Source organism: Kitasatospora sp. NPDC050463 (assembly GCF_040655255.1).
Classification (GTDB): Bacteria; Actinomycetota; Actinomycetes; order Streptomycetales; family Streptomycetaceae; genus Kitasatospora.
This window is the reverse complement of record NZ_JBFAJO010000046.1, coordinates 56,472-74,121: the sequence shown is the minus strand read 5'-3', so window position 1 is coordinate 74,121 and position 17,650 is coordinate 56,472. Positions and strand designations below refer to the sequence as shown.

The window sequence follows — 17,650 nt, the reverse complement described above, 5'->3', positions numbered from 1 at the left end:
ACCCGGAAGCTAAGCCTCACAGCGCCGATGGTACTGCAGGGGGGACCCTGTGGGAGAGTAGGACGCCGCCGAACAATCATTCACAGAGAACCCCCCACCCGATTCCGGGTGGGGGGTTCTTTGCGTTTCCGGACATTTGATTAGAAGGCCTCCGGAGGTGGTGCTAGGTCCACCCCGGAATCGGGTGGGATGGCCAGTGCCACGTCGCTGCGGTCCGGGGACACTGGAACAACGACGATCGGTACCGGCCTCAGGAGCATCCGTGACAGCAGCGAGTCGAACGAGTGGCGCGAGCGTGCGCGCCCAGACCGAGGCCGCCTTCACGGCGGGCGGCCGGGGCCTGGTCCGGCTGGCGCTGCTGGTGCTGGTTGCGATGCCGACCGTGGTGCTGCCGCTCCTGGCGGCGTTCTTCGCCGGCGGCTCGGTCTCCTCGATGCTGGAGCCCTACTACCTGGCCACCCCGCTCGCGCTGGTGGCGGCTGCCGTCGCGGGCTCGTCCGTCGCCGGCCTGTTGGTGCGCCGGGTCGCGAACCGGACGCGTGGCTGGCTCGTGCGCTGGTACGGGATCCGGCTGCCGGTCGAGTACACCCCCCGGCCGGCGCTGGAGCGGGACGAGCGCGGTCACTGGTGGACGGGGTACTCGTACCACCGGTCCCACGCCGTCGCGAAGCTCGCCCGGTTGCTGCACTGGGCGGCCCGGGACCGGGCCACCCGGTCGGAGATCGCCTGGTTGGTGACCAGCCCGGTCGCGGCAGGCGTGGTGGTCCTGCCGGTGGCCGGTCTGCTGCTGGGTGGGGCGGGCTACGCGCTGACCGCGCAGGTGGACTACCGGACGTACGGGCCGATCGATCCGGGCGGTGCCTCCCCGCTGGTCTCTGTGGCCCTCGGGCTGCTGCTGATGGGGCTCGGCGTGCTGCTGGCGCCGTACGCCGTGCGCGGGTACCTGGAGCTCGCCCGTCGGATGCTGGACCAGGACGGTCGGGCCTCCCACGCCCAGCTGACCAAGCGGGTGGCGGAGCTGACCGAGACCCGGGCGGACGCGGTCGGCGACCAGGCGGCCGAACTGCGCCGGATCGAGCGGGACCTGCACGACGGCGCCCAGGCACGGCTGGTAGCGATCGGAATGACCCTCGGCACGATCGAGCACCTGATGGAGACCGACCCGGCGGCCGCCCGCGAGCTCCTCTCCGAGGCCCGGCAGTCCTCGGCCCGGGCGCTCCAGGAGCTTCGCGACCTCGTCCGCGGCATTCACCCGCCGGTCCTCGCCGAGCGTGGGCTGGGCGACGCGGTCCGGGCGTTGGCGCTGGACAGCGCGCTGCCGACCGAGGTGTGCGTGAGCCTTCCGGACCGCCCGCCGGCGCCGGTGGAGGCGGCCGTCTACTTCAGCATCTGCGAGCTGATGGCCAACGCCGCCAAGCACTCGCGCGCCGAGCAGGTCTGGGTGGACATCCTCTACCGGGCCGGCACCCTGCGGGTCACGGTGACGGACGACGGTGTCGGCGTGGCGGATCCCACCCGAGGCACCGGCCTGCGCGGGATCGAGCGGCGGTTGGGTACCTTCGACGGTGTCCTCGCCATCGACAGCACGTCGGGCGGTCCGACCACCATCACCTTGGAGCTGCCGTGCGAGTTGTCCTCGCCGAGGACCTCTACCTCCTTCGCGAAGGCCTGATCCGGCTGCTGGAAGCCCACGGCTTCACCATCGCGGCGGCGGTCGAGACCGGCCCGGAACTGCTGGACGCGCTGCTGACGCACCGTCCGGACGTCGCCGTGGTCGACGTCCGGCTGCCGCCGACCCTCACCGACGAGGGCTTGCAGGCCGCGCTCCAGGCACGCCGCGAGATCCCGGGCCTGCCGGTGCTGGTCCTCTCGCAGCATGTGCAGCAGCTGTACGCGCGGGAGCTGCTGGCGGACGGCACCGGTGGCGTCGGCTACCTGCTGAAGGACCGGGTGTTCAACGCCGACCAGTTCATCGACGCGGTCCGCCGGGTGGCGGCCGGCGGTACGGCGATGGACCCGGACGTGATCGCCAAGCTGATGCAGAGCACCTCCCGCCGTCCCGGAGCGCTCCAGCGGCTCTCGCCCCGCGAGCGGGAGGTACTGGAGCTGATGGCCGAGGGCTGCTCCAACTCGGCGATCGCGGCCCGGCTGGTGGTGAGCGACGGTGCGGTGGCGAAGCACATCGCCAACATCTTCACCAAGCTCGACCTCGCCCCCGCGGACGACGCCAACCGCCGGGTGCAGGCCGTGCTCGCCTACCTCAACGGGACGTCGGAGCGGACCTCCTGACACACCGCCCGGTCGGCCCGCAGCCGCCCGGCGCCCGGCGAATGCCGCGGGCAGTGACACCCTGGGCTGCGAGGACGCTGAAACAGCTGTACGAGTAAACTCCGGTGGGCCGAGCCCGGAGGCCGCTCAGTCGTCCGGCGCCCCGACCACGGGGAACCGGCCGCCGAGGCAGCGTACGGCCGCAGCCGACACCCAGGGGTTGATAGACGTTATGGCACGCCCTCCTCTTACCAAGGCCCACCGGAGCCTGCTCGGCCTGGTCGCCGCCGGGGCCTGCCTGATCTCGGGCATCGGTTTCGCGGGTTCGTACAACGCGGTGCGGGAGCTGGCGTCCGAGAAGGGCTTCGGCGCCTTCTCCTACGCCTTCCCGATCGGCGTCGACGCGGGCATCGTCGTGCTCCTCGCACTGGACCTCGTCCTGACCTGGCTCCGCATACCCTTCCCGCTGCTGCGGCAGACTGCCTGGCTGCTGACCGTCGCCACCATCGCGTTCAATGCGGCGGCTTCCTGGGGCGACCCGCTCGGGATGGGCATGCACGCGGTCATCCCGGTGCTCTTCGTGGTCGTGGTCGAGGCCTCCCGGCACGCCGTCGGCCGGATCGCCGCCATCACGGCGGACCGGCACATGGAGTCCGTCCGCCTGATGCGCTGGCTGCTGTCCCCGGTGCCGACGTTCAGGCTCTGGCGGCGGATGAAGCTCTGGGAGCTGCGCTCCTACGACGAGGTCGTCCGGCTGGAGCAGAACCGGCTCGTCTACCGGGCGCAGCTGCGTTTCCGGTACGGCCGGGGCTGGCGCCGCTCCGCGCCGATCCAGGCGCTGCTGCCGTTGAAGCTGGCCAAGTACGGCGTGCCGCTGGATCCGGCGGTGCTGGACCGGCTGGACGAGGAGTCCCGCGAGAGCGCCGAGCTGCGGGAGAGCCGGACGCCGGCTGCCGCCATCCCGTCGACCGCGGCCGGCGGAACCCGGCCGCAGCAGCTGCCGCAGCCGCACCCGCAGCAGTCGGCGCAGCCGCCTCGGACCGAGCCGTCGCAGCCCCGCTCCGAGGCGACCGCGCCCGCCGTGGCGCCGGTGCCCGCCGAGGTGGCCGCACCGATGCTCGCCAAGCTCGCCGCGGTGCGGCTACGGGCCTCCCAGGAGCCCGTCGGGGAGGAGGAGCAGGCTCCGCCGCAGCCCCGGGAGGAGCTGAACGTCTGGACCGAGCGTCCGGTGCGGACCACGGGGCCCCAGGGTGACAGCTCCCCGGGCGGCCGGGTGCCGGGCCAGGCCTCGCCGTGGTTCAAGCCGCCGCGCCCCGCCGTCCCCGAGCCCGACCCCCGGCCGGCAGCCCGTTCGGTCGCGCAGGTCGCCCCGCAGGGCGTCCCCCGGAGCGGTCCGCAGGCCGGTCCGGACGACGCCGGCCACGCGGACGTCCCGCCGGAGCCCGGTCGCGTCCAGGACGCCGAGTACGCCGAGTACGCCGACGAGGCCGAGTACCCGCAGGAGGAGGGCTTCGCCCCGGCGGCGGACGTCGCGCAGGAGCCCGGCCGCCAGGACGACTCCGCCCCGCGCCCGGCGCCGTCGCGGCTCGACCCCGAGCTCTGTTACGCGGCGCTGGTCAGCTACATCGACACGTTCGACGCCCAGCCCGATCCGCAGCGCCTGGCGGACTGGCTGACCAAGGAGTACGGCGTGGCCGGCACCCGGCCGGACGGCTCGGTGCACCACAAGGACGTCGCCGAGCTCTTCCCCGAGCTGCGCGACCGCTACGCCGCCGCCGGGCGGGACTGACCCGCCGACCCGGCGGGGATCCGCCCCGCCTGCCCGTCCACCGCTCGGTCGGTCATTGACGCCCGACCCCGGCGGGGCTACCTTCGCATCAACAAACTGTTGAAGCGCTGGTTCGGCACGGAGGAGTACGGATGTCGCAGGTCGAGCTGGACGGTACCGGGCCGGCGGGCGGAGCCTCGTTCTCCGAAGCGGCCCGTGCCGCCGTGGACGCGCTGCTCGCCCCGGTCGACGCCGACCTGGCCCGCCGCTACCCGGGCGACGCCGGCAGTCGCCAGCCGGTGCACACCGTCTACGTCCCGGCCGACGCCTTCGGCGCCGACACCGTCCGCGACTGGGGCCGCCAGGCGCTGGAGGCCTTCGACACGCACGCTGCCACCCCGGCCGCCCTGGCCGGTGCGCTCGCCGTGGCGGACGACGCGCTGCTCGCCGACGTGCACGCCCGGGTCCGCGCCAAGCTGGAGCGGGAGCCGATCGAGGACCTCCGGATCGACTTCGAGGACGGCTACGGCCCCCGGCCCGACGCCGAGGAGGACGCGACCGCCGTCCGGGCCGCCGAGCTGATCGCGGCCGCGGTGGCCGACGGCAGCGCCCCGCCGTACGTCGGCATCCGGATCAAGTGCATGGAGGCGGCCGTCCGTGACCGCGGCATCCGCACCCTGGAGTTGTTCCTGGCCACCCTGCTGGCCGCCGGGGGCCTGCCCGAGGGGCTGGTGCTGACGCTGCCCAAGGTGACCTACGCCGAGCAGGTCACCGCGCTGGTCCGGTTGCTGGCGGACTTCGAGCGCTCGGCCGGGCTGCCGGCCGGCCGGATCGGCTTCGAGATCCAGATCGAGACCACCCAGGCCATCCTCGGCCCCGACGGCCGGGCCACCGTCGCGCGGATGATCGAGGCCGCCGAGGGACGGGCCACCGGTCTGCACTACGGGACCTTCGACTACAGCGCCTCCTGCGGGGTCAGTGCCGCCTACCAGAGCATGGACCACCCGGCCGCCGACCACGCCAAGGCGGTGATGCAGGTGGCCGCCGCCGGTACCGGCGTCCGGCTCTCCGACGGCTCCACCAACGTCATCCCGACCGGTTCCACCGAGCAGGTGCACGCGGCCTGGAAGCTCCACCACGACCTGGTCCGCCGCTCGCTGGCCCGTGCGTACTACCAGGGCTGGGACATGCACCCGGCGCACCTGCCGACCCGGTACGTCGCCGTCTACTCCTTCTACCGGGAGGGCCTGGCGGCCGCCGCCGCCCGGCTGGCGGCGTACGTCGCCAAGGCCGGCGGCGACGTGATGGACGAGCCCGCGACCGCCCGGGCGCTCAGCGGCTACGTGCTGCGCGGACTGGACTGCGGTGCGGTCGACCTCGCAGAGGTCGTCGAGCTCACCGGCCTGGACCGCGTCCGGCTGGACGCGCTGGCCGGCCGCTGACCCGCTCCGGTGCCGGCCACCGACCGGCCGCCGGTCGCTCCGGTGGGCAACTAGGCTGGCTGCACCGCCCGAACCACGTCGGGCGGTGCCGCCAGCCTTCGCCGACTCCCGGGAGAACCGCCGCACCATGTCCGCCACGCCGGAGCCGACTCCGAGGCAGTACCTGACCATCCGGCACCCGGGCAGCCACGAGATCGAGATCAAGAAGTCCCGCTTCATCTGCCACCTCGCCCGGGTCACCGACGAGGACGAGGCGCAGGCGTTCATCGCGGGCATCCGCAAGCAGTACTGGGACGCGCGGCACAACTGCACCGCCTTCGTGGTCGGCGACGAGCAGCGGCGCGAGCGCTCCAGCGACGACGGGGAGCCCGGCGGCACGGCCGGCGTACCGATGCTGGAGGTGCTGCGCCGACGCGGACTGACCGACACGGTGGCCGTGGTGACCAGGTACTTCGGCGGGATCAAGCTCGGCGCCGGAGGACTGGTCCGGGCCTACGGGAGCGCGGTGTCGGCGGCGGTGGACGAGGTCGGGCTGCTGGAGCGGCGGCCGGTGGCGCTGCTCGCGGTCGCGGCGGACCACACCCGGGCCGGGCGGGTCGAGAACGACCTGCGGGCGGCCGGATACGCGGTGAGCGACCTGGCGTACGAGGCGGCCGGGGTGCGGATCGAGGTCGGGGTTCCGGAGCCCGAGGTGGCGCGGTTCCACACCTGGCTGGCGGAGGCGACCGGCGGTACCGCGGTGGCGGTGGCGGCGGGCCGGACGTACGTCGAGGTGCCGGTCTGAGCGGGCACCCGCTCCGCCGGTCCGAGCGGGCGCCCCGGTGACGGGTCGCGGGCCGCATGATCGTGGGGCCGCACGATCGAGGATCGCGGGGCGAAGGGCGGCCGGGCCAGCCGGGCCGACCGGCCCGAGGGTTCCGGACAGACTTTCGGACAGATCGGGTCGGGCCGGTTTCCGCCCCTGTCGCACCTGCCTAGCCTGGGCGGATCGCCGACCAGGAGGCCGAGCCGAGATGCCCGTCGTCCAGACCATCACCCTGCCCCCGGGCGCCAGTACCGGCTGGCACTACCACCCGGGCCGGGTCGACGTTGTGGTGCTGTCCGGGACGCTCACCCGGATCCTGCACGACGGCCGGGTCGAGGTCAGCCGTGCGGGTGAGTCGCTGGTCGAGGAGGCGGGGCCGGTCCACGTCCACGTCGGCCGCAACCACGGGACCGTCCCCGTGGTGCTGATCGCCGGTTACGACGTCCCGGAGGGCTGTCCGCTGGCGGTGCCGGTCGCGGAGCCGGAGTGGAGCCGCAGCGGCGCCGAGCCCGCCGAGGGCTGAACCCGGCCGAAGCAGATGCCGGCCCCGCCCGGCGGGTGGCTTGAGCAGATTCACTCGAACGTATTGACGTGGCCCGGAGTTGGAACTTCCGCTCCGGGCCGTGGCGTTTCCTGGGCAAGGATCCGGCAGAACCGGACGAACACACCCCCATCGATGGAGGACGACAGACCCCACCACCGCACCACGGAGGTATGCGCATGACCTCGAACCGCTCTTCGTTGCCCGCCCGCGCCGGTCTGCCCGGCCCCAGGGGCCCTGCGACGCCCTATCGGATGACCGTCACCACCGCGCTCCCGCACGCCGACGCGGTGGCCCTGGCCGATCAGCGCCTCGCCGCCTGGCTGAAGCACGAGGGCTGCGAGGAGCCCCCACCGGCCGCCCACCGGCCCGTCGCCGCCGAGGCCGCCGAGATCCCCGTCGAGCGCCTGCGCCTGGGCGGTCGGGTCCTGCTCGACCGCGACGGCGGTCCACTGCGCGGCGGCCCCGGCGCCGGGCGCTACGACCGCCGCCGACTGCGCACCCCGGCCCCGCACGGCACCCACCAGCTGACACTGACCATGGCGACCGGGGCCGAGGGCCCTACCTGGGTACGGCTGGAGGCCGAGACGCACACCACCGGCAGCGGGGTGCGGACACCGTGCCGGGTGCCGGTGCCCGAACTCGCCTGCGGCCTGCTGCCGCTGCTCGACGCCGCCGACGGGCCGGCCGCCGTCCAACTGGCGCCCCGGGTGCTGACCGCCGCCGAGGTCGACGGCCTCATCGACGAACTCTGCGATCCGGAGCGCCGGCTGCCCACCGTGGTGGCCAGCGTCCCCGTCAACCACGCCCTCGACGCCTGGGTGGAGGACGTCGTCCGCCCGCTCTGCCGGCAACTGCCCGGCCTCGCCACCGTCTACGTGCTGGATCCGGGCGCCCGTACCGAGTTCAACGTCGCGCTGGAGTACCACACCGTCTACGGCGGGGCGGTGCGCACCTATCTGCCCGAGGTCGATCCGGCCTCCCGGCAGGACGGCGCCCGCCACCCGGTGCTGGCCCGCCACCGGATCGAGGAGGACCTCCGCCGGGCGGCCGGGCTGCTGGCCCGCGAACCGCGCCGGCTCGCCGCCGAGCAGCCGCTGCCCCCGCCGTTGGCCGCCGTCCCGGTGTTGCGGGTGCCCGCGCCCGGGGTCCGCGCGGACAGCGGACCGGACGACGCATGCGCCCGGGCGGCGCTCGCCCACGAGGAGCAGCAGGACCACGCCGAGCAGCAGGCCAGGGCCGACGAGCTGGAACGGGTGCGGCACAGCCTGCGCCGGGAGCGTCGCCAGGGCCGTCGGCCGGCGCTGCCGGGAGACGAGCCGTCCGGTGGGCCGGCCGCCGGGCTGCGCCGCGGCGTTCAGCCCCGGGGGCTGGCCGGTCGGCTCTGCATCGGCCCCGGTGGCGCGTCCGGTCGGCGTTCCGCCGGGTCGGGGCCGTCCGGCCGCCCGGGCGCACCGGGCCTTCCGGTGGCTCCGGGCACCTTCACCGAACTGATGGCCAGGTTGGGCGAGTTCCCCCTGCTCACCTTCACCGGGGACCAGAAGAGCGCGCTCGCCCTGGACGACCTGCGGTGCACCGGGGCGGGCTGGGCCCGGCTCACCTGGGACGGCCTGACCGCCCTTCAGGAGTACGCCGAGGCGGCGGTGCGCGGTCAGGCGGGCGGTGACTTCAAGCAGTGGTGCGAGCACACCCCGGCCGGCTGCCACCGCTTCCCGCCCCGTAAGGCGGTGCGCGGGGAGTCGCGGACGGTCTTCAGCCACACCAAGTGGAAACGCGAGCGGATGCTGCCGGTGCCGGAGTGCGTGGACGTCTCCCGGCGGGCGTTCATGGGTGCGCACCTGCGGATCGGCGGTGGGCGCACGGCTCCCCGGCTGCACTACCTCGACGACTGTTCCGGCAGTGGCCGGATCTACGTCGGCTACATCGGCCTGCACCTGACCAACACCCGGACCAACTGAGAGGCTTGGCTGACCGGTGCACCCGTTCGGTGGACAATGTCCGGCAGGGGCGGTCCGCGGGCTCGCCGGCCGCCCCGGGCAGGCGCCGGACGAGCATGGGGGAACGACGACCGATGCAGTACTCAGCAGACGGCCAGCCCGAGGGCACTGTCATGGCCCCCCAACCCGGCTTCCTGGCCTCGGTCTTCCGCGACCTCGGCGTCACGGGACCGGACGGATCGTCCGAACCTGATGGACCGTCCGGGTCCGACAGGCCACCCGGTTCGTCGGACCAGGCGAGTCCGGCGGCCGGCGGCCCGGCAGGACAGGAAGGTGAAGGCGGTCAGGGAGGTGATGGGGCTCAAGGCAGCCCGAGCGGTGAGGACGGTGCGGACGAGGCGGTCGCCGCGCACGCCCGAGCCGCCGCGCTGACCCACCACCGCACGGTCACGGTCCGGGCCGAGCACGACCGGCTGGCCGACCTACTGCGGCGGGCCGCGCTGCCCGTCTCGGCCATGGACTTCGAGAGCCAGCTCCGGCACTACGAGCCCAGGCCCTACCCGGCCGGCGGCCCGGGCGGTGGCGACGCCGCCGGCGCCGAACCGCGCTGGGCGGACTACGCGCCCGCCGAGCCGGCCGGCGCCGCGCCGGACGAGCCGCCGACCCGGCGACTGCTGAACTCCGGCTTCCAACGCGAGCTGGCCCAGGCGCGCCTCACCCATCAGCGGGCCCTTCGGGAGTGGCGCACCAGGCAGGCCGAGGCCGGCCGCCCGGCCGAGGACGAGTCGCGGCGGGTCCACGAGGAGGCCGAGCAGGCCAGGGCCCGCGCGGTCCGCGAGTACAACGAGACCCTGGAGGAGTGTCGGCGGGCGTACCGGCTGGCCGAGCCGGCCGCCGTCGAGTCCCTGCTGGAGCGGGCGCTGGCCGCCGCGGAGACGGCCACCCAGGACCTGCCCGCGCCCTGCCGAGCAGTCTTCCGCCCGCTCACCCGCACCGCCGTGCTCGACCTTGACCTGCCGGCCACCGAGCTGGTGCCCTCGCTGGCCGGCTACCGGCTCGCCCCGGACGGCGAGATCCTCCCGGTGCCGCGCCCGCCCGCCGACCGGGCCACCGACTACCTGCGGCTGGTCGCCCGGCTGGCGCTGCGCGCGCTGCAGGCCGCCGATGCCGTCGACACCGACGAGATACTGGCCGGCGTCGTGCTGAACGGCTGGCTCCGCGAGCCCGACGGGGCGGAGCCGCTCTGCCTGGTGAGCGTGGACGCCGACCGCGACGCCCTCGCCCGGACCAGGTTGCTGCCGGCGGCCGCTCCCTACGAGGAGCACGACGGTGAGGGCGTCTACGCGGACGCCGAACAGGACGAGGCGCTGGTCCGGCTGCGCCAGCTCGGTGCAGCGGTGACCCCCGACCCCTACGCCAGGGCGGGCGTCGAACCGGCCGCCCTGGCGGGCGCGACCGTGCCGTCCGCGCCGGACCTCTCGGCCAACGAGTTCGCCCAGCTGGTCCGCGAGCTGCTCACCCGCGGTGGGCTGGAACAGTGGAGCGTGCGACTGCGAGGCCCGGCCGGCCTGGTCGCCACCGCGGAAGGGGCGGCGGGGAGTGCGCTGCCCGGGCGCTGGGTGGTCTGGGCTTCCCGCGGCGCCGGGCCGGTGGGCGAGGAGGAGATCAGGACGCTGGCGGAGGCCGTCCGCGAGGAGTCCGCCGAGCGCGGTCTGCGGCTGACCACCGGCCGGTTCACCGACGAGGCGCTCGACCTTTCCGGCGGGGACGGCCATCAGCACATCCATCTGGTCGACGGCGACGGCGTGCGCGAGCTCGCCCGCACCCACCTCGGGCTGCCGCTGGCCTCCGGGCACTGAGCGGCGACCGGCCGGGGCGCGAGCGGAGCCACCCGCAGTGCCGTGACCGGAGTCGCCCGCAGCGCCGTGAGGCGGGCCGAGCACGCAGACCGTGCCCGGCCCGGTCCGGCTCACCCTCACGGCTCACCCTCACGGCCCGCCCGGCGGGCGGGCCCCCGGACACCGAGCGAGGCTGGGGACGCGGGGGGACCGGGCCAGGCCGGACGGCGGAGCCTGCCGGCGGCCGTCCGGGGCCGGTCGGCCGGCCAGCCCCAGGGACGCAGGACCCGCCCGGGCGCGGGGGGAGACAGGAGTGATGGGCACGGTGTCCGGTACGGGGGAGGTGCGGTGACCGCGATCCTGGTCGCCGCCGGAGCGTTCCTGATGACGCTGATCGGCGGTTACGTCGCCCAGCGCACCGGCGACCGCCGCCATCTGGTGCTCGGCTTCGCCGCCGGGCTGATGCTCGGGGTGGTGGCCTTCGACCTGCTGCCGGAGGCGCTGCACCAGGCCCCCGGGGAGATCCACGGCGTGCCGCAGGCGCTGCTGATGTTCGCGGCCGGGTTCCTGGCGATCCACGTCGTCGAGCGGGCGGTCGCCATCCACCGCGGCCACGAGGGCGAGTACGCGGCGCACACCCACGGCCACCAGCACGCCCACACCCATGCGCACACCCAACCGTCGGCGGCCGACGGGCGACCGGCGGCGGGGATCGGCCTGACCGCGGCACTGGCCCTGGTCGGCCACAGCGTGATGGACGGCTTCGCGATCGGCGCGGCCTTCCAGGCCGGCACCACGGTCGGGACGGTGGTCGCCGTCGCCGTCGTGGCACACGACTTCGCCGACGGCTTCAACACGTACACGATCACCCGGCTGTACGGGAACGACCGCCGGCGGGCGTTGACCCTGCTGGCGGCCGATGCCCTGGCACCGGTGACCGGCGCCGCGATCACCCTGCTGTTCACCATCCCCGAGCAGTTGCTCGGCCTCTACCTCGGGTTCTTCGCCGGGTTCCTGCTCTACCTGGCGACCTCCGACATCCTCCCCGAGGCGCACAGCCCGCACCCCTCGCGGGCCACCCTGCTCTGCACCATCCTCGGGGTGGGCTTCATGTGGCTGGTGATCGGGTTCGCCGGGTGAACGGGCCGCCGCTCATCCGGCGAGTCCGGTGCGCTCGCTGAGCCCGCTCTGCCTGCCGTGCCCGCTCTGCCCACTCGGCCTGCCGTGTCCGCCGAGCGCCGCCCATCCGGCCTGCATCGCGGCCAGCGCCTCAGTGATCGCCGGCCGCCGGGAGGCCTGGGCGCGCCAGAGCGCGAAAACCCGCCGGGCGGGCTCCGGCACGACCGGTCGGGCGACCACCTCCGGTGGCAGTGCCCCCCGGCCGAGCCGCGGCACCAGGCCGATCCCCAGCCCCGCCGCGATCAGCGCGATCTGCGTCTCGAACTCGCCGACCTGATAGTGCACGTCGGGCTCCTCACCGGCCTCGCGCAGCGTGCGGACCAGCCAGTCGTGGCAGATGTTGCCCGGCGGCACGCTGATCCAGCGCTGCCCGCGGAGCCGCCCCACCGGGACCACGGCCGACCCGGCCAACGGGTGTGCGGCGGGCAGCAGCAGATCCACCGGATCCGGACCGAAGTCCAGCCGGGCCAGGCCGTCCTGCACCGGCAGCGGCACCGTCGGCCAGTCCTGGACCAGCGCCAGGTCCACCTCGCCCCGCGCCACCAGTTCGGCCGCCGGGTACGGGTCGCTCTCCAGCAGCCGGACGTCCAGGTCGGGGCAGCGCTCGCGCAGGTCGGCGAGGGCGCCCGGCATCAGCCCGCGCGCACCGGTGGCGAAGGCGGCCACCAGAAGCCGTCCGACCGCCCGGCCGCGCTGCTCCTCCAACCGCACCTCGGCCCGCTCCACCAGCCCCAGCACCGCCTGCGCGGTGACGGCCAGCTCTCGTGCGGCGTCGGTCAGCACCACGCCCCGGCCCTGACGCTCCAGCAGCACCGTCCGGGTCTCGCGCTCCAGCTTGGCGATCTGCTGCGAGACCGCCGACGGGGTGAACCCGAGCGAGGCGGCGGCCCCGCCGACCGAACCGTGCACGGCCACGGCGTGCAGCGCCCGCAAGCGCCCCAGATCCATCATGCAGCAATGCTAAAGCCCGCACTTCAGAAATCATCGCTGGTGCTAAACGGTGCACGGCGGCCATCCTCGATCCATGACCGCAACACCGGCCGCATCCGGCGGCAGTATGAGGCCGCGTCACATCGCCCTGGCCGTCCTGGTCGCCGCCGTCTGGGGTCTCAACTTCGTCCTGATCCACGTCGGCCTGGAGAACTTCCCGCCGCTGCTCTTCTGCGCCCTGCGCTTCGCGGTGGTCGCCGTCCCGGCGGTCTTCTTCGTCGGCCCGCCGCGCGTCGCGTGGCGGTGGGTCCTCGCGGTCGGTCTGGTGCTCGGGGTGGTCAAGTTCGGACTGCTCTTCCTCGGCATGCACGCCGGGATGCCGGCCGGGCTCTCCTCGCTGGTCCTGCAGGGTCAGGCGGTCTTCACCGCGCTGTTCGCCGCGGTCCTGCTGCGCGAGCGGCCCGGCCCGCAGCGCCTGATCGGCCTCGGGATCGCCCTCGCCGGCATCGGACTGAGTGCCGTCGACCGCGGCCTCGACGGCCCGGTCGGAGCCTTCGCCCTGGTCGTCCTCGCCGCCGTCGCCTGGGGGCTGTCCAACGTGCTGACCCGCAGGGCCGCCCCGCCGGACGCACTGCGCTGGATGGTCTGGGTCAGCGCCGTCCCACCGCTGCCGCTGCTCGGGCTGTCGCTGCTGGTCGAGGGCCCGGCCGCCGACCTGCGGGCGCTGCGCGAACTCACCCCGGCCGGCCTGGGCGCGATCGGGTACGTCGGACTGGTCTCCACCCTGTTCGGCTTCGTCGCCTGGAGCTTCCTGCTGCGCACCTACGACGCCACCGCGGTCGCGCCCTACTCCCTGCTGGTGCCGGTGTTCGGGATGTCCTCCGCCTGGCTGCTGCTCGGTGAGCGGGTCGCCCCGGCGGCCGGTTGTGCGGCGCTGCTGGTGATCGCCGGGATCGGGGTCACCGCGCTGCGCCCGGGGGCGCCGTCCGGCGCGGTGGCGTGGTGGCCGCGTACGCGGTCTCGGCGGAGCGCAGCGCTCGCAGCAGGACGTCCTGGTCGGCCGGGTTGATCGGACCGAAGTACTCCTGCGCCACCTCGTGGCGGACCTGCCCGATCCGCTCCACCGCCGACCGGCCGGCCGAGGTCAGCACGATCCGTACGGCGCGCCGGTCGGCCGGGTCCGGGGTGCGCTCGACCAGGCCCGCCTCCTCCAGCGCGTCCACCACGGTGGTGGCCGAGCGGGGGGCGATGTGCAGTCGCTCCGCCAGGTCGCCCAGGCGCATCGCCCCGTTCGGCAGCTCACAGCCGGGCGCGTGCGCGAGGGTGCGCAGGGCGCGGCCCTGGCCGGGAGTGATGCCGTAGGGCTCCAGCCGCTCGCCGGTGCGGCGCCGGATCCGCTTGATCGCCCTGGTCATCGCGTCGGCGAGCTCGGCGGCGGTGTCCTGGGCGGCGCTGTCGTCCTGGGTGGTGCCGACATCGGGGGTCGAGCTGTCCGAAGCGGTGCCGTCCTGGCTGCTTTCCGAGGGGTGGGTGCCGTCGTGGACGGTGCCGTCCCGGGTGCTGTCGGGGCCGGTGGAGGAGCTCGCCGCGTCGTCGGTCGGCGTGGTGGTCATGGGGGCTCTCCTCGGCAGGTGTCCGACCAAGGGTATCGGCCGGCCCGGAGGCGGGAGCAGGGCAATGATCGGCCGCCGGGTGTGGCCCCGAAAAGTTGTTGAGCCTGGCTCACTATCTGGGTTAACTTGGTCTTGAGTGAGGGCACCCTAAGTTCCCTCCCGTTCCCTGGAGGTCCCGTGTCCCGTTCCGAAGCCCGCGTCACGACCGACCGGTCCGCCCGCTACGCCAAGCAGCTCGCCGCCCACATGGGGCGCAAGATCGAGACCCACTGGTCGGAGGAGACCGGCCGCGGCACCCTGACCTTCGGCCGGGGCATCGCCACGCTGGAGGCCACGCCCGACGCCCTGCTGCTCGCCGTCGAGGGCGACGCCGAGAACCTGCCGGGCCTGGAGGACGTGGTCGGCCGCCACCTGGTCCGCTTCGGCGCCCGCGACGAACTGGTCGTCGCCTGGCAGCGGGACAGCGGCGAACCCGGCCTCGTCCACCGCAACGACGAGCCCGCCGAGGGCTGACCCAGCCCGGCGTCGCCCGCCCGCCGGATCGCCCGCACGACGCCATGGCCGCACGACGCCACCGACCGCACGATGCCTAGGAGCCGCGGTCCATCGGGTGCACCGGGAGGCGGGCGAGCGTCAGGAGCACCAATCCGCCGAGGCACCAACTGGCCACCACGTCCAGCAGCCAGTGGTAGTCGCTCCACACCAGACCGAGGCCGACACCGGCCGCGAGCAGGACGGCGGCCGTGTGCAGCCGGCGCCGGGCGCGGGTGCCGACGGTGCGGGCCAGCAGCAGCGCGGCCACCCCGTAGGAGAGGGTCGCGGTCGCCGTGTGGCCGGACGGGTACCAGCCCCACTGGTCCGGCGTCAGGGGTACCCCGAACGGCCCCGGCCGGGCGAACCAGGCCTTCGCCGGGACAACCAGCAGCGGGATCAGCCCGGCCGTCAGCACCGCCACCACCGCCGGCAGCCACGGGCGCGGCATCCCGGCCCGGCGGGACCGCCAGGCCGCCAGCCCCCCGGCGGCCAGCAGCACCGGGATCGCCGGGACGGAACTGCCGAGGTCCGACAGGGCCTTGCCGAGATGGTTGAGCAAGGCGCTGTGCAGCTCGTGCCGGGTTTCCCGGACGGCGTGCCGGGCCCAGCGGTCCAGGCCGAGCAGCGGTCCGTCGACGGCCACCTGCCAGGAGATCAGCACCAGCACGGTGGCCACCACCACCGCCACCGTCACCGGTACGGCCGCCGGACCGGCCAGGCCCGCCAGCCGGTCCGGAACGCGAAGTGGCCGCCCCGGAGCAGGGGGGAGAGCTCCGGGGCGGCTCTGATGATCGCCGTTCCGCGCGCCCCGGGGGGTATGGGTCGGGCGGTCGGTCGATCGGCCTTCGGTGTGCGCTGCCCCTTCCGGGGCGGCCTGGTTGTCCTCGCGGGCGCCCTGCGGTCCCGCCGGTGGGGGCGGTGCCGCGGACGGATCCGCCAATGGCTGGGGCTCGCTGTCCATCTGTCATGACACTACGTCAACGGCCCAGCCGCACCGAGGAGCTTCGGCGATTCGGCACAGCATCTTCACCGCCCGGCGGGCGGTGCCGGGTCCGGCCGCGCACATCAGGACGAACCACCCGAACAGACCGAACGGCCCGCGGGGACCAGGAGTCCCCCGGGCCATTCAGCGCTGTCCGGAATCCCTCCGCCGGGTCGGAACCACCCGGTCACGGGCGTGCGGCCCGGCCAGGTGCCGCAGGCTCAGACGGTGGCGAAGGCGTTCTCCAGGATGTCCAGGCCCTCGTTCAGCAGGTGCTCCGGCATGACCAGCGGCGGCAGGAAGCGCAGCACGTTGCCGTAGGTGCCGGCGGTCAGGACCACCAGGCCCTCGGCGTGGCACGCCTTGGCGATGGCCGCGGTGGCCTCCGCGTTCGGCTCCTTGCCGCCCGGCTTCACCAGCTCCACGGCGATCATGGCGCCGCGGCCGCGGACCTCGCCGATCCGCACCGAGTCGCTGTCCGCGAACTTCTCCTGCAGGGCGCTCAGGCGACCCAGCATGATCTCGCCGATCCGCTGCGCCTTGCCGTTGAGGTCCTGCTCCTTCATGGTCTCGATGGCGCCCAGCGCGGCGGCGCAAGCCACCGGGTTGCCGCCGTAGGTGCCGCCCAGGCCGCCGGCGTGCGCGGCGTCCATGATCTCGGCGCGACCGGTCACCGCGGCCAGCGGCAGACCGCCGGCGATGCCCTTCGCGGTGGTGATCAGGTCCGGGACGATGCCCTCGTCGTCACAGGCGAACCACTGGCCGGTACGGCAGAAACCGGTCTGGATCTCGTCGGCCACGAAGACGATGCCGTTGGCCTTGGCGTACTCCACGATCGCCGGCAGGAAGCCCTTGGCCGGCTCGATGAAGCCGCCCTCGCCCTGGATCGGCTCGATGATGATCGCGGCGACGTTCTCGGCGCCGATCTGCTTGTTGATGATGTCGATCGCCTGGGCGGCGGCCTCGGCGGCGCAGTTCTCCGCACCGGTCAGCCAGCGGTACGGGTAGGCCACCGGCACCCGGTGGATCTCCGGGGCGAACGGGCCGAAGCCCTGCTTGTACGGCATGTTCTTCGCCGTCAGCCCCATGGTGAGGTTGGTGCGGCCGTGGTAGCCGTGGTCGAACACCACGACGGCGGTGCGCTTGGTGTAGGCGCGGGCGATCTTCACCGCGTTCTCGACCGCCTCGGCGCCCGAGTTGAACAGCGCGGTCCGCTTGTCGTGGTCGCCCGGGGTCAGCTCGTTCAGCTGCTCGGCCACGGCCACGTAACCCTCGTACGGGGTGACCATGAAGCAGGTGTGGGTGAAGGCGGCCAGCTGCTCGGTCGCCTTGGCCACCACGGCCTCGGCGCTGTTGCCGACGTTGGTCACGGCGATGCCGGAGCCGAAGTCGATCAGCGAGTTGCCGTCCACGTCCTCCAGCACGCCGCCGTTGGCACGGGACACGTACACCGGCAGGGTGGTGCCGACGCCGGCCGCCACCGCACCCAGCTTGCGGGCCTGCAGCTCCTGCGACTTCGGACCGGGGATCGCGGTGACCAGGCGGCGCTCCTGCGGGAGCGGCGTTGCGGCGCTCATGGGTTTCTCCAGACTTCTCGGCTCGGTGCTTCGCAGGCTACGGCGGCCTTCCCCGGCCGGGCATGCGCCACTCGGTAGCACTGGGCCGTCCGACTTGTCCGAGGCGGCCAGCGCAGGTAGTGCGACTACCGGCAGCCCCCGCTCCACTACATTGAGCGCGGGCGTGTCGCCGGTGCGGCGGCATGGGTATGGCGGGACCGACGACGGTCGGGCCGGGCGGGCGAGGGAGCGGGGCC

15 protein-coding genes are annotated in these 17,650 nt (G+C 74.3%); 11 read left to right on the top strand and 4 right to left on the bottom strand.

Going from position 1 to position 17,650, the window contains the following annotated elements; genetic code table 11:
- Window positions 1–262: 262 nt before the first annotated feature.
- The 9 genes from AB0J08_RS26615 (at window position 263) to AB0J08_RS26575 (ending at window position 11,739) form a co-directional block, all read left to right on the top strand.
- Window positions 263–1,672 carry a histidine kinase gene (locus AB0J08_RS26615; protein ID WP_360639317.1) on the top strand — a complete coding sequence of 470 codons (1,410 nt, stop codon included), beginning with the start codon at window positions 263–265 and terminating at the stop codon, window positions 1,670–1,672.
- The gene (locus AB0J08_RS26610) at window positions 1,624–2,289 is read left to right on the top strand and encodes a response regulator transcription factor (protein ID WP_360639314.1); all 666 of its coding nucleotides are present in this window, start codon (window positions 1,624–1,626) and stop codon (window positions 2,287–2,289) included. Before AB0J08_RS26615 ends, AB0J08_RS26610 begins: the two co-directional genes overlap by 49 nt.
- Window positions 2,290–2,500: 211 nt before the next feature.
- Entirely contained in the window at window positions 2,501–4,057 is a 1,557-nt protein-coding gene (locus AB0J08_RS26605; protein ID WP_360639311.1) for a DUF2637 domain-containing protein, read from the top strand.
- A gap of 131 nt (window positions 4,058–4,188) precedes the next feature.
- The gene (locus AB0J08_RS26600; RefSeq protein ID WP_360639308.1) at window positions 4,189–5,478 is read left to right on the top strand and encodes an aldolase; all 1,290 of its coding nucleotides are present in this window, start codon (window positions 4,189–4,191) and stop codon (window positions 5,476–5,478) included.
- 127 nt (window positions 5,479–5,605) lie between these two features.
- On the top strand, window positions 5,606–6,262 hold the full coding sequence (locus AB0J08_RS26595; RefSeq protein ID WP_360639305.1) for a YigZ family protein: 657 nt from the start codon (window positions 5,606–5,608) through the stop codon (window positions 6,260–6,262).
- A 229-nt stretch (window positions 6,263–6,491) separates the two neighbouring features.
- Window positions 6,492–6,806: a cupin domain-containing protein gene (locus AB0J08_RS26590; protein WP_360639302.1), complete on the top strand. Its 315-nt coding sequence runs from the start codon at window positions 6,492–6,494 to the stop codon at window positions 6,804–6,806.
- 272 nt (window positions 6,807–7,078) lie between these two features.
- Window positions 7,079–8,782, top strand: coding sequence for a hypothetical protein (locus AB0J08_RS26585; RefSeq protein WP_360639299.1), 1,704 nt, complete (start codon window positions 7,079–7,081; stop codon window positions 8,780–8,782).
- Window positions 8,783–8,895: 113 nt separating this feature from the next.
- The gene (locus AB0J08_RS26580) at window positions 8,896–10,620 is read left to right on the top strand and encodes a restriction endonuclease (RefSeq protein WP_360639296.1); all 1,725 of its coding nucleotides are present in this window, start codon (window positions 8,896–8,898) and stop codon (window positions 10,618–10,620) included.
- Between the two features lie 327 nt (window positions 10,621–10,947).
- Window positions 10,948–11,739, top strand: coding sequence for a ZIP family metal transporter (locus tag AB0J08_RS26575; RefSeq protein WP_360639293.1), 792 nt, complete (start codon window positions 10,948–10,950; stop codon window positions 11,737–11,739).
- A 12-nt stretch (window positions 11,740–11,751) separates the two neighbouring features.
- Here AB0J08_RS26575 and AB0J08_RS26570 read toward each other — a convergent pair whose 3' ends face one another.
- Window positions 11,752–12,729 carry a LysR family transcriptional regulator gene (locus tag AB0J08_RS26570; RefSeq protein ID WP_360639290.1) on the bottom strand — a complete coding sequence of 326 codons (978 nt, stop codon included), beginning with the start codon at window positions 12,727–12,729 and terminating at the stop codon, window positions 11,752–11,754.
- Between the two features lie 106 nt (window positions 12,730–12,835).
- On the opposite strand from AB0J08_RS26570, the gene AB0J08_RS26565 reads away from it, so the two are divergent.
- Window positions 12,836–13,777 carry an EamA family transporter gene (locus tag AB0J08_RS26565; protein WP_360639326.1) on the top strand — a complete coding sequence of 314 codons (942 nt, stop codon included), beginning with the start codon at window positions 12,836–12,838 and terminating at the stop codon, window positions 13,775–13,777.
- Here the strand turns inward: AB0J08_RS26565 and AB0J08_RS26560 are convergent.
- Entirely contained in the window at window positions 13,668–14,321 is a 654-nt protein-coding gene (locus AB0J08_RS26560; RefSeq protein ID WP_360639287.1) for a MarR family transcriptional regulator, read from the bottom strand. The genes AB0J08_RS26565 and AB0J08_RS26560 overlap by 110 nt on opposite strands.
- Window positions 14,322–14,498: 177 nt before the next feature.
- Here AB0J08_RS26560 and AB0J08_RS26555 point away from each other — a divergent pair, with 177 nt between their 5' ends.
- On the top strand, window positions 14,499–14,834 hold the full coding sequence (locus tag AB0J08_RS26555) for a DUF2218 domain-containing protein (RefSeq protein WP_360639284.1): 336 nt from the start codon (window positions 14,499–14,501) through the stop codon (window positions 14,832–14,834).
- A gap of 76 nt (window positions 14,835–14,910) precedes the next feature.
- On the opposite strand, the gene AB0J08_RS26550 is transcribed toward AB0J08_RS26555, so the two are convergent.
- Window positions 14,911–15,534 carry a phosphatase PAP2 family protein gene (locus tag AB0J08_RS26550; protein ID WP_360639281.1) on the bottom strand — a complete coding sequence of 208 codons (624 nt, stop codon included), beginning with the start codon at window positions 15,532–15,534 and terminating at the stop codon, window positions 14,911–14,913.
- A 524-nt stretch (window positions 15,535–16,058) separates the two neighbouring features.
- A complete protein-coding gene (gene gabT, locus AB0J08_RS26545; RefSeq protein WP_360639278.1) occupies window positions 16,059–17,414 on the bottom strand; it encodes a 4-aminobutyrate--2-oxoglutarate transaminase in 1,356 nt (451 codons plus the stop codon).
- Between the last annotated feature and the right edge of the window lie 236 nt (window positions 17,415–17,650).